At 35.4% G+C, this 13788-nt stretch carries 10 protein-coding genes; 4 read left to right on the plus strand and 6 right to left on the minus strand.

Going from position 1 to position 13788, the window contains the following annotated elements:
* Positions 1-5 precede the first annotated feature (5 nt).
* The 3 genes from K5X82_11730 to K5X82_11740 all read left to right on the plus strand — a co-directional run bounded on the left by K5X82_11730 (position 6) and on the right by K5X82_11740 (position 3246).
* Positions 6-827 carry a peptidylprolyl isomerase gene (locus K5X82_11730; GenBank protein ID QZT35963.1) on the plus strand — a complete coding sequence of 274 codons (822 nt, stop codon included), beginning with the start codon at positions 6-8 and terminating at the stop codon, positions 825-827.
* 10 nt (positions 828-837) lie between these two features.
* The gene (locus tag K5X82_11735; protein ID QZT35964.1) at positions 838-2163 is read left to right on the plus strand and encodes a peptidylprolyl isomerase; all 1326 of its coding nucleotides are present in this window, start codon (positions 838-840) and stop codon (positions 2161-2163) included.
* 264 nt (positions 2164-2427) lie between these two features.
* A complete protein-coding gene (locus K5X82_11740) occupies positions 2428-3246 on the plus strand; it encodes a hypothetical protein (protein ID QZT35965.1) in 819 nt (272 codons plus the stop codon).
* A 287-nt stretch (positions 3247-3533) separates the two neighbouring features.
* Here K5X82_11740 and K5X82_11745 read toward each other — a convergent pair whose 3' ends face one another.
* Both K5X82_11745 and pheS read right to left on the minus strand, forming a co-directional pair.
* Positions 3534-4091: a hypothetical protein gene (locus K5X82_11745; protein QZT35966.1), complete on the minus strand. Its 558-nt coding sequence runs from the start codon at positions 4089-4091 to the stop codon at positions 3534-3536.
* A 679-nt stretch (positions 4092-4770) separates the two neighbouring features.
* The gene (gene pheS, locus K5X82_11750) at positions 4771-5790 is read right to left on the minus strand and encodes a phenylalanine--tRNA ligase subunit alpha (GenBank protein QZT35967.1); all 1020 of its coding nucleotides are present in this window, start codon (positions 5788-5790) and stop codon (positions 4771-4773) included.
* Between the two features lie 193 nt (positions 5791-5983).
* On the opposite strand from pheS, the gene K5X82_11755 reads away from it, so the two are divergent.
* Positions 5984-6469, plus strand: coding sequence for a hypothetical protein (locus K5X82_11755; protein ID QZT35968.1), 486 nt, complete (start codon positions 5984-5986; stop codon positions 6467-6469).
* A gap of 140 nt (positions 6470-6609) precedes the next feature.
* Here the strand turns inward: K5X82_11755 and K5X82_11760 are convergent, their stop codons facing one another.
* From K5X82_11760 to K5X82_11775, 4 genes are all read right to left on the minus strand, one after another.
* Entirely contained in the window at positions 6610-8007 is a 1398-nt protein-coding gene (locus tag K5X82_11760; protein ID QZT35969.1) for an FAD-dependent oxidoreductase, read from the minus strand.
* A gap of 367 nt (positions 8008-8374) precedes the next feature.
* Complete coding sequence (locus K5X82_11765; protein ID QZT35970.1) at positions 8375-11461, minus strand: T9SS type A sorting domain-containing protein; 3087 nt, start codon at positions 11459-11461, stop codon at positions 8375-8377.
* 91 nt (positions 11462-11552) lie between these two features.
* Positions 11553-12896, minus strand: a complete 1344-nt coding sequence (locus K5X82_11770) for a SusE domain-containing protein (protein QZT35971.1) — start codon at positions 12894-12896, stop codon at positions 11553-11555.
* Between the two features lie 25 nt (positions 12897-12921).
* Complete coding sequence (locus tag K5X82_11775; protein ID QZT35972.1) at positions 12922-13779, minus strand: SusE domain-containing protein; 858 nt, start codon at positions 13777-13779, stop codon at positions 12922-12924.
* Between the last annotated feature and the right edge of the window lie 9 nt (positions 13780-13788).

Below are 13788 nucleotides of genomic sequence, written 5' to 3' on the forward strand. Positions count from 1 at the left end.
ATCCTATGAGAATAAAAAAACAGTTATGGTTCTCTATCCTAATATATATTGGAACTTCGTTATCTCTTCAAGGTCAAACAATACGTCGTGTCAAAATAGAGACCAGCCTAGGAAATATGGAAGCGATACTCTATAATGACACTCCAAAACATAGAGACAAGTTCATTAAAGAGGCAGATCAGGGATATTATGATGGAGCGATGTTCTATCGAGTAATTAAAGACTTTATGATCCAAGCAGGTGCAAAGGGCTACCAAAAAGCATCTCATTCCGTACGTATTGGTTATGGAGATCCAGACTTTACTGTAGATGATGAAATACGTAAAACTCACTTTGCAAAGAGGGGAGCACTTTGTGCTCCAAGACAACCTGATGAGAAGAATCCTTTCAAGCAGAGTGATATCTCACAATTCTTTATTATTCAAGGAAAGAGATATCGAAAAGGAGAGTTGGATACTTTGGAGCTTATTCGGAACGTACCGATAAAGAAAAGTATTAAGAAAAGATATTGGAATAAAGAGGTGAAAACGAAGGCCGCAATTTTAAAGAAAGAGGGAAAGGCAAAAGAATACAATAAACTTATTCGTCAAGTCAAAGATCAGATTAAAACAGAGTATTCACTGAACAATAACAAGTTAGTATTTACAAAAGAGCAGAGAGATGCTTATATCCATGTAGGTGGATATCCAGGGATAGATGGAGAGTATACGATATTTGGGGAGCTTGTATCAGGGTTTGACGTGTTGGATAAAATATCTAAAGTAAAATACGATAAATTCAATCGTCCTTGGAGTAATATTAATATTAAAGTGATTGTATTAGAATAAATTGTATATCATGAACAAGCACATCTTTACCATTCTATTGACAGCTCTATCTGTCTTATTCTTTTCATGTGGTGGTGATAAACAGACATCATCAAATTCTCAAGCCACCAAAGAGGTCAAAAAGAAAATAATAAAGGCAGACCTCTCGATGCTATATAGTGCTTCGGTAGATGTGACAACCTATGATAATCAAAGAAAGTTAGAGAAAAGATTTGGTTTCATGATCGCTCCGAACCTTTTGGTTTGTCCTTATAAAATATTCTCTAGGGCAAATAACGCAAAAGTGAGGCTTTGGGGGACAAAACGAGATATCATAGTAGATAAATTTATTGCTGTTGATCGTATCCATGACCTGATTATTCTACAAGTAGATTCCATCTGTTCTAAGCCATTTATTTTAAGGAGAAAAGAACCTACTAAGCGAATGATTACCAAGATCATTAAAAAGAGAACAGGGAAGCTTTTTCGCTACTCAAAGGGGAAGTATTTCAAGTGTGACACCGTAAGTGGATCTCCTTATTATCGTATCAGTAATCTTATTCCTAAATATCAGCAGGGGGTTCCTGTAATTGATAGTAAAGGTCAAGTTATAGGTATGGGGGTCCAGTTTAATATTGATTTTGAAAAGAGCTTCTATGCTATCCCATCTTACGTTATACTATCGTTACTAAAGAGTGCACATGAACCTAAAAGTATATCAAGTTTAAGAGATACTTCCACAAAAGAACAAAAAAGAAATGCTAAGATCAAAAGTATAACGATAGTTACAACCGTCGGTAATATTAAGATGAAGCTTTTCAATAATATGCCTCAGTATAGAGACAATTTTGTAAAACTAATCAATGAAGGATTCTATAACGACCTCCTATTTCACCGCGTCATAGAGAGTTTTGTTATCCAAAGTGGGGCAGCAGATACTCGCGATGCAGGAAAAGATGATATCGTTGGTTGGAAAGGTCCAGGATATACTCTACCAGCATTTATTAATCCTAAATATTTTCATCAACGAGGAATGATTGGATCACCAAGGCTTCCTAATGATGTGAATACAGACAAAAGGTCGGATGGTGGTCAATTCTATATCGTACAAGGAAGAAGGTACAATAACAAAGAGTTGGATGACATTGAAAAAGAGAACCACTATAAGTTTACAAATAATCAACGTAAAGTTTATTCCACTAGAGGAGGAGCACCTACATTAGATGGGGAGTATACAATTTTTGGTGAAATTATATCAGGGATGGATGTAGTTGATAAAATAGCAAAAGTAGAGGTTACAAACAATTGGCGCCCTTTAGAAGATATACGAATCAAAAAAATCATTATTAACTACTAGTTAATCTACATTCAAGTAGCCCTGTAGAGGATACAATAATATTTACATGGATAGAGCATAACAGATATAAAACTCTATCCATGTAAATATTAAACACAGTATGAATATGCGCTAGACTCCTCATTGCAACAAGAAACAATACGAAACTTATAAGATATCATACTCCAACTAAATTTTAGTTAAATAAAGGTTAAATAGTCAATAGAGATATATAGAGTTACACATCATGGCATATTTTTATGCTAAATAAAAACATGACATGATATGAAGATCAACTTATTAATTATGGGATTAATCGCCCTATCATTACTTTCTTGTAATAATAAAACGAAAACGAAAGAGAAACCCCATATTGCAAAGAAGATAGAGATTCGGATTGCCACCACTGATGGATCTCATGATGTATTTGCTTATTTAACACGCCGTCTCCTTACAGAAAAAGGGTATCATATAAGCATCATTAAAGTCAAAGATGGAATCGAAGCAATTAAAGACAACCAGGCAGATATATATTTAAGCCAATGGGTTCCAATAAACAGCAATAGAGAGGTAGATTCCCTCGTTGATTTAGGAAATATTTATGATGACGCATTCTACGGATTGGTTGTTCCAAAGTACATGAAGATCAACTCTATTTCAGAACTACCAACGATAAAAGAGAAACTTAAAGGAGAGATTTATAGTATCAAGAGTAGAAAAAAGGTCTATTCCTATCTAGAGACAACGATCAAGGCATACAACCTGCCTTATAAGCCAGCAGAGTTAACGGTAGAGATGTTTGAAGACTTCTATATGAAACGAAATGACTTTTGTTACACAGGAATGTATCCTCATCCTATGCTAAATACTAACTTCTTAAAATTCTTAGATGATCCAAAGTCTGTTGGTGCGAGGTTCAATATTGTAAAATATGGCACCACATCATGGTGTGACTCTTTTCCAGAGATAAAGAAACAAATCGCAAGTATCAAGCTCAATACAAAAGATTATAATATGCTTGTAGAGGAGATGGGAAAGAATAATTGGGAATATAAAAAGTCCATAGATAGTTGGTATCAAAGAGTCAAAAAGAACTTTAAATAGTTCGCCTTATAGTACTTACTATTTAAGATCATTTATTCAGATACTGCGATGAAATATTGATGTTGGTACTTTCTAAGACACTCAAAATATTGTTGTAAATTGGGGTAGAGAGAGCACCTCTTACCTTATTAGCGATGACAAACTAACCAATATAAAGTCAATAATAGAACCGTTATGAATGTGGCAATATGAACATGTAATTAGTATTCCAAAAATAAGAAGGGCCGTCTCGAGAGAGACAGCCCTTTTAAATGGATTACGAGAACGAAATTACTCTAAAATAACACTTAAATATTGTCAACAACTTTCTTTACCTCACTCTCTAACTCTTCACCTTCTTTGAAGTTGCTCAATTTAACTTTCTTTTTTCGCCATCCTTTAATTAAAACAACGGATTCATCTTTTATTTGCATTTGATCGACAAAATCTTTGTTTGAGCGGTCTTTCATGTTCAATGTGGTAAATTGAATATTCACATTCTCATTTTCTGCATACATTGATTTTGTTGCCTCTTCGATCTCAACACATTTATGACATCCATCAGCTGAACACACACAATACATTTTCAATTCCTGAACAGAATCTTTGCTATTGTGCTTCTCTTTTTTCTCTACTTTCCCTAAAGTTTCTTTTATATTTTGAGTTGATTGATCAACCTTTTTTTCTGTTTCTACATCCCAAGGACTCTTTGTTGTACTCGTCTCCTCCACAGTTGATGCAATACTAACGACATCATCTTTCTGCTGTGATATATTTACTTCAGTATATATAGACTTTATTGCAAGTACAACAACGACTGCTACAAAAAGTGATACGATTGCTAAATTACGTTGCCTTTTCCCCATCTCTCAAAGTATTATATTGTTACCTTATTTCTTTTAGTGATAAATTCCATTGGCTTTTAAAATCCCAATGATAAAACTTCCAGACGTAAAACTTAGTTTCTAACCATTTCGTTTTACTAGAACTTTACTGACACAAATCTATTGTTTTACAAATATTCCATCAATAGTTTTTCTACAGACCGTGGTTAGTGTCATATGATGACAACACACAAAACACTATATATCAATAATATAATACCTATAAAAATCGAATAGACTTCTGAATGACATTCATTTTGTCAACCAGAATGTCATAGTATACCTTTACATTGCTTATACAGTAAAGTGATTATATGATCTAAGTTGGCCTAATTCTTAAGCAAAAGGCTTATATGTCTTCACCAACTAATACATAAAACAGTATAAATCAATGCATAAACAAATAAGGCTAATTACATGTGTCATATATTGTCATATATAGATATGTCATATTAAATCTTTATATATCATCTTTTTTAGAGCATTAGGACAACATAATGCCCCTAAGGTTGCAACTAACTTTAACAAAAAGAAAGTAATGATGGTGAGATTCGAGACGAGAAAATAATTATAAGATTATATCACATATAGACATAAAAAAAGCCCACTTGAGTAGTGAGCTTTTTATCTATTTTTTGATAGAGTATTATGTGTTCAAGAATTAATTGGCCCCTTTAAATTGCTTTAAGAAACGAACATCATTCTCGAAATAAAGTCTTAAATCATTTACTCCAAATTTAAGCATTGCTATACGTTCAATACCCATACCCAATGCAAAACCAGAGTATTTCTTGCTATCGATATTTGACGACTCTAACACATTAGGGTCAACCATACCACAACCAAGAATTTCTAACCAACCTGTTCCTTTACACACGTTACATCCTTTACCTCCACAGATCAAACATGAAACATCCATTTCAGCAGATGGTTCAGTAAAAGGGAAGTAAGATGGGCGTAAACGAATCTCCGTCTTCTCACCAAATAGTTCTCTCGCGAAGAACATCAACGTTTGCTTCAAATCTGCAAAAGAAACATCTTTATCAATATAAAGTGCTTCAATCTGATGGAACATACAGTGAGCACGAGCTGAGATAGCTTCGTTACGGAATACTCGACCTGGTGTAACTGTTCTAATAGGTGGATTCAGTTCTTCCATCTCATGTACCTGAACAGAAGAGGTATGTGTACGTAGCAAGATATCTGGATTCTTCTCAATGAAAAATGTATCCTGCATATCACGAGCAGGATGCTCTTCTGGGAAGTTCAATGCAGAAAAGACATGCCAATCATCTTCAATTTCTGGCCCTTCACTAATGGTAAAACCAAGTCTATTAAAGATATCTAAAATCTCATTCCTAACAATAGCTAAGGGATGACGTGTTCCCATCTCGAAAGCATCACCAGGTAAAGTTAAGTCTGCTCCTTGCGCACCCATATCCGACTGCTCAAAAGACTCTTTTAGATCATTAATTTTGGTCGTAGCAAAGCTTTTTAGCTCATTAATTTTTGCCCCCACTTCTCTTTTCTGTTCTGGAGCTACATTCTTAAAATCACCAAAGAGCTGTCCTATAAGACCTTTCTTACTTAAATACTTTACACGCACTTCTTCTACTTCCTCTTTTGAAGAAGCCTTAAGCGACTCAATTTCAGTATATAACGACTTGATTTTATCTAACATCTCAATAAATATTTTATCTCAGAATCACAAAATTAACAAAATTCGGAATATCCCAAGCATTAGATTAAGTAATAATGTTTAAAGCATTAAGTGACTTAACACAAGATAAGTATAAGAAATAAAATGATTAGTTAAACAATTTCACCGCTTTAATCCTTTTGTATTATAGAGTTAAGAATTAAATCGGACACTTATGAAGAAATTACTATTATTTTTATTTCTATTGCCTCTAGTGGGATTTGGACAAGATATTCTCAACAAAGGAACCCAATTGGGGGTAAGAGTAGGAGGAGGCATAAATTATGGATCAGGATTTGATATTACATATATCAAACCTTTAGGGACGAGTCATCGACTCGACATTACCATGCCATTCCGCTTTGATGGAAAATCAGGAAGTTGGCATGTAGATGGATATTATGAGTTCACCGGAACACTTTCAGATGAATTCATGCTATTTGTTGGACCAGGAGCAGGAGTAGGAGCATCTTGGAATAAGGATATTGATGAAGATTATGGATTCTTATTAAACCTTGGTGGTATCGCAGGCATAACCTACAGTAGCGACAAGATACCATTCGATATTGACTTTAGCATACGACCGACATTTGTTACAATTAACAACTATGATGGTGCTTTCAATATAGATTTTACACTCGGTTTTCTATATCGATTCTAACAAATAACAAAGTGTTGTAAAATAGCAATCCCTGGTCAGTAAAAAAACTGCCAGGGATTTACCATGTTTCTAATCCAATATTTAATTACCCATTTCGCATGAGAGAAGTGATACCCATTTCACAACTCTCCGCAAGGGGGTTACCCTTTCAATTTACAAATTTCACGAGCAATCATCACACCATTTACTGATGCTTGCATCAAACCTCGTGTTATACCTGCACCATCACCAGCAGCATACAAGTTTTTCACACTCTCTGTTTCAAATGTTGGCTTTACCTTAATCACATTTGAATAGAACTTGACTTCTGTTCCATAAAGTAGCGTTTCATCACTTGCTAAACCTGGAGTTACTTTATCTAAAGCTTCAATCATCTCAATTAAATCTGTTAAGATTCGATGAGGTAAAACTAGCCCTAAATCACCTGGTACAGCATCTTTCAATGTCGGAATAATGTTATTCCTATATAAACGTTCTTTAGTCGTTCTACGTCCACGAATGATATCCCCAAAACGTTGAACTAATAGCTTATTGTTTGTCAACATATTCCCCAAAGCAGCAATATGCTTTCCAAACTCAATGGGAGACCTAAACGGCTCGGTAAATTTCTGTGAAACCAATAATGCAAAATTAGTATTATCGCTCTTCAGTTCTTTATAACTATGGCCATTCACTACTGCTAGTTTGCCATTGTCATAATACTCCGAAGCAACAAAACCACCTGGATTGGAACAAAATGTCCTCACCTTATCATCATAGGTCTTTGTATAGTGAATCATCTTGGCTTCATAGAAATTATCATTAATCTCTTGCATCACCTCGTTTCGACACTCTACACGAACTCCGATATCAACAATACCAACTTCTGTTGATATTTTATGAGCTTCACATTCTGACAACAACCAATTAGAACCTTCACGTCCAACAGATGCAATCACATAATCTCCAAAGAACGTAGCATCATGAGTCGTTACTCCTTTAATCGTATGGTCTTCAATTACCAAATTTTCAACAGGTGTATTAAACAGAACTTCAACACAACCAGAAGCAATAACTCTTTCATACAATTCTCGATATAGATCTTGTGTTCTTTCCGTTCCAAGATGTCGAACAGGACAATGCACTAATTTAAGATTAGCATCAATAGACCTCTTTCGAACCTCTTTCATCTCTGGTGTTTCAACCTCTCCTACAACAGTAGAATCTGCACCAATCTCAAGATATATATCATCAACATATTTGATCATCTCTTGTGTCTCATCCACTCCAATATATTCTGGAAGGTGTCCTCCCACTTCATGAGAAAGAGACAATTTACCATCAGAGTAAGCTCCTGCTCCAGCCCAACCAGTAGTTATACTACATGGCTTACAGTGAACACAAGTTCCTCCGTTGTGATGCTTAGGACATACCCTTTTGTAGATATTTCGTCCTTTTTCAAGCATCAAGATTTTCAAATCGTTACGCGTCTTAACTATTTCATAAGCCGCAAAAATCCCCGCGGGCCCTGCACCCACAATAATAACATCGTATTTCATTCTATTGTAAAAAAAAAATGAATCTGTCGGATGGAATCCCCTAACTTACGTGGTATGGAACTGCTTTCGACAGGCGCGGAAAAGGCTTGTATTTTTTCAAAACACAAACCTAACAAAGATATCTAAAAGAAGTAAACAGACAAATACAATCACATATTTTTATTTACAGTTAACGTTTGTATATATCGGATCATAATTGAAATTTTAATACTTTGTACAATGAACATCACAATGAAGAGCAATAAAAAAGGGGATCTACAGAACTGCAGACACCCCTTAATAAACTGAAAATAAACACACAACTAAAATATCAATACCCTCACTATCGAAAGTATCAATACATTAAGTTCATTAAAGATAACCATTTTTAGCGAACAATAAACATGACTTTCTCAATATTCTTATTTTTATATTCCAGCACCAAGAAGTATATCCCTGAATCAAACCCATTTAATGGGATATTCCACACTTCATTCGATGTATATTTTATTTCAGAAAAAGACATTTTATTTCCTAATATGTCATATACTTGGTAAGATATTACATCAGATTTACTCTCCACAAATAGTCGATCCGATGCAGGAATAGGATAAACATTCACTTCTGAATTCACTAGTTTATCAGAGATCCCAGTACTAGTATCTGGATCATAATTTGATAGAATACGATACTCACCGGGCTGTAGATTAATACTATTATTACCAGCAGATAATTGAGTCGTCTCTTTAGTCACCATATTATGCCAAGTTCCTGATGTTGGGATATCCACAGTAATACCCTTTGCACTTACATCAAAATTACCAACGATAACAACCTCTTTTCCATTTAAATGTAGACGAATATATTTACCTTTATTGTTTAATGAGTAGTCGTAATCAGATGTTGAAAACACCTCATCATTCCTTTTTAATTCAGCAAAGCGTGCATAATCTTGATAAACCTTATTTCTATTAAGCTCTCCAATATAATCCCAACGTATTGGCTTTTCTCCGGTCCTTCCATTTTCATCAATAGAATAATCATATCCAACTTCACCAAATTGCCACATCATCTTAGGGCCTGGAATTAAGAAGAATAGAGCTCCATTTGCACGTAAACGTTCACACATCGTAGGAATCTCACGAGTATTGTAACTGCCATTTATAGCCCCATAAGTCTCTGCTTTGTATGCAATTCTCTCTTCATCATGACTCTCCATATATGCAATAAGATTCATGTTACTAAATCCACGAGTCTTGTAATCTGCACCAGTAAAATCACCACCATTTCCTTCTAATGATTTATATCCACTAGTATTCATATTACCCCAAAGTAACATACCATAATCAGCCAACACTTTATCCTCTGCGTTCTCTGCTAAATGCTCACATATAACTAAAGCATCTGAATTTCGCTTCCAAATCTCACTACTCATCCGTTCTAAGTTATCAATTCGATCTTGATCATACTTAGATCCCCATGGATCTGAATCATTTGGCTTGTAGTTATTGGAGAAACCTTTCGTAAAATCGAAACGGAAACCATCAATCTTATATTCAGACATCCAATAACTGTTTATACTATCCACCAAAGCTCTTGTAGCTTCGCTATCATGGTTAAAATCTTCACCCCATTGGGCATCAGGATTTTCAAAGTTATGATCCACATTATACCAAGGGTTATCACTAGAAGGCTTATCTCCATTCTTATACATAAGATAAAATGGACTTTGACCCCATGAGTGATTTAATACAAGGTCAATCACTACAGCCATGCCTCTTTTATGACACTCATCCACCAAACGTTTTAGATCATTCTTTGGACCATAATATTTATCTGGTGCAAAGTAGAAGTTCGGATTATAACCCCAACTGCTATTACCATCGAACTCATTCACTGGCATCAATTCAATCACATTCACATTTAAGCTTTCCAGATAGTCTAAATGATCTAAGACCCCCTGGTAAGTATGTTTTGAATCAAAATCTCTTACTAATAACTCATATATCATTAACTTGCTCGACTGTGGTACAGTAAAGTCATTTACACTCCACTTGTAAGGTGTTTGTCCAGGCTGCAATACTGATACAATGCCTTCTGTCTTGCCTACAGGATACCCTTTTAAATCTGGATATGTTTCATTCGTAATGTACTGATCATTCCATGGGTCAAGAATCTTATCGGTATAAGGGTCCGCAACTAAAATCGTTCCATCAATAAAATATTGGAATGCATACTCTTCACCTGACGTAAGTCCATTGATATCTAACCAATAGTAATCTCCATCTCTTTTCATTTGATAAGGAGAAGAGACCTCCCATGTATTGAAATCTCCTAAAACAAATACATTCTGTTTATTTGGGGCATAAAGCACTAACCTGGCCGAAGTGGCTGTAGGATAAGAGATCCCTGCAATAGCACCTTCAGGACGTTCTTCTGAAACCGTTGCACCATAAGATAAATAAGTAAATTTATTGCTAATTACTTGTCCGCCTTTAGCAGCTTGAATCTCTATTGTTCCTGACTTCACACCACTAGGAATAAAGTCGTAACTAATTGTATTACCCGAAACTTCTTTAACTTTTATATTATCAATGTATATGGATAATGAAGCGGATTCAGTGGCCGTTGAAGTAAACGATAGAGTAGAACCTTCTAAAATTTGTTGTCCGTTATCTAATCCCTCCGTATCAAGCATAAAGCCACCTTTTGTCACATCAAAATAGAAGTTATCCGAACTCTTTGATCCATCCTTCTTTTTAAATAACACACCTAGCTTAGACATCAATGATCCTGGAATCCCTGGCCATAACTCCGTCGGAGTAAAAGTATATCTATATTTAGTTGTTCCTGGAACATGCTCCATCTTATACTTTTCACTGGTGTCGCCCCAAGTTCCTTGATCAGATGGATTCGTAACCCCAGTCATACCTTCTTGCCAAATCCACAAGTAGATATTCCCCCAACCATCAAACGTATCTTGACCTTTGGTGTCTACTGTCAATGTCACTTGATCAGCAGAATTAAAAGAAGCAGGTGAAGTTGTAACACTTATCGTATTCTCGGCAAAAGAGATTGATAAATCGGAGGTTTTACCACTTCCTGATTTGTCCTTCACAAGGAATCCTATTCTACTTATCGAACTAAAATCTGTTCCTGCCCATAGCGTAGTAGGAGTGAAGGTATAAGTATAAACAGAAGAAGTACCTTCTCTAGTCATCTTAAAAGCATCATTCGTATTACTCCAATCTCCTTGGTTTGATGGATTTCCAACACCATCAATCCAGATCCAAACATAAGCACCTCCCCACTTTGATTCCACATCGAAGTTCTTGGCATCAAAACGAATTGTAATGGGTGCATTTGATGTACACTCTTCAGGAACAGTAGTAAAAGAGAAATCAGTAATATTCTCTGCAACTCCTGCACCTACAATACTTGTCCATAAGAGTACTAATAGTATAATTCTTTTCATATGTAGTTATATTATTGGTTATATAAAAAATGGCGATGAGAACTCCCCCACCGCCATTTTCAATTAATCATATATACTAAACTAAACGATATCAATTCTTGACAAGCGTGTAAGTATATGGATACTGATTAAAGTTTACAGTGATTGTATAGTTTCCTGCATCTGTAATTGTGATGTTGTTATCATTGTCTTGATCTAACTCACCATTCATATCTGCATCTCCATAGTTTAGTGCCCAATCATCATTGGCTCTAAATTTTATTGCTCCTGCAGTAAGATCAAGAGTAACACTTAAAAGATGTGTGTTTTCATCAACAACCAAATCAGTATCAGTGTCCCAACCCCCAGGAGTTGCATCACCAATTACGCCCCAATTAGTTTGTGTAGTAGTCCACTTCATCCCAATTAGATCTGCAGTGATAAGGATCATACCACCCGCTACAACAGGAATATCTCCACCACCTAAAGTCAAATTACCATTCGCAGGGTTATTACTATCATCTGCATATTGAGTATCCCAAGAACCTAATTCTGTAATAAATTTAAATCCTCCTTTATCTGCAAAATAAACGTAAGCTTCATAGTTTCCGATCTTTACATTCCTCATAAGTGCAGGCAATGTCTCTCCAGGACCTGCAACTGTCTTATTAACCCAATTATTCCATGAACCTACAACATATAAATTATCAGGGAACGTATAGTCTTCAATAGTGTATGCTTTTGTGGTAAGATCAAAAGTTACTCGGTATGTTTTAGCTACTGTCGTTATTGAATTACCACCATTCTCAATAGTCATACCTGCATTATCAGGATCAACTCCATAAGTAGTCTGTCTATAAGAGTTATCTTTAAAAATAAAGTTACCTACTTCTAGAGGTGTAATAATAGACCATTGTGTTCTATCCACATTTGGAACCATTGGCAAGAACTCTTGTTCTCCAACAGATGTTCCATATAGACCTATCGTTATAATCTCATCTTGATAAATATATCTATTCACCAAAAAGCTTACTGCTGTAGAGGTTTGAACCATTTCACCTGATTTGGCCACCACTCGACATTGAATATTACTCAATACCCCAGCAGTAGTTCCAAGTTCACGAAGCATCTGATTCATATCTCCAACTTTTATAGAGTAGTAGTTCTTATCTATATCAGAGATCTTCTTAGGATCAGAAAAATCACCTGTTCCTAAATCAAATTGCAATTCATATGTTGGTGTTAAACCTTCGCCTAAATATGCATCTGTCCACAGGAATGTATCAAATGAGCCATTCGCATCTGCCTCTTCGAGCACATAACTAGCAGAACCATCAGGGTTCTGGATCAATGGAGCAGTAATAGGTTTTACTGTTCCCACATCATCTTTATTTTCGCAAGATGTAAAGGCGAATAAGATCGCCATCACACCTAATAATATCTTGCTGTATTTCATAATCAAATAAATATATGGTCACAAACTACTCTTCAATTTTTGTAAACTTAATGGTCTTCTTTCCGTCATTATCAAGATTGATCTCGATAGTATACTTACCAGTAACTGCTACTTGGAAGTTAAAATCACCATTAAATCCACTATCCAATCCTGATACACTTCCTGCAGGAATTGATTCTATTACATCAAATCCAGTATTTTTATCATTATTGTAATATAAACCTGGATCCCATGCAGTATTTTGATAAAGGAAACGGAATCCATAGGCAAGTTTATTAGCAGCATCATTCTGATCAGACCCTTTTATATCAACAGTAACTTTGAACTTATTAACATCTGTTGCAGGCATTTCGACACCATCTGATGGTTCCCATTCCGAAACAGCATTTCCTACAATATATAGAGGAGGAATAGTTGCATCATAAGGTGTTACTTTAAGTGTAACAACATTAGAGTACAATATCTCCACACCTGGATCTTCACCTTCAGCACGCATTCGAACTTGAACATCATGCTGCACTTCAGGTGTTCGTTTCAAGGCAATATTAACCAACTGATTAAAATCTTTCGTACTTATCGTTTGAAACAATTGAGTAGACGAAGTTGAACTTGCAACAGGAGTCGAGAAGTCTCCACCAAGTGTATCCACCTCTATTGTATATTTAGCAGCGATAGTAGTACCATAATCAGCTGCAGTATAGATAAATGTTTCAAAAGGATTATTCTGATTCTCTTCTGTTAGAACATACTCTCTATCTTCACCTGTAGGGCTTTGTAAAACAGGAGCTACACCCTCATTTAGAGTTAAGCTTCTATCAATTTTACTGCAAGAGAAGAAGATCATCAATGCAGCAAAAACAGTATATATTAAATTCTTTCTCATTATATCAAG

Source organism: Prolixibacteraceae bacterium, from assembly GCA_019856515.1.
GTDB lineage: Bacteria > Bacteroidota > Bacteroidia > Bacteroidales > Prolixibacteraceae > Halosquirtibacter > Halosquirtibacter xylanolyticus.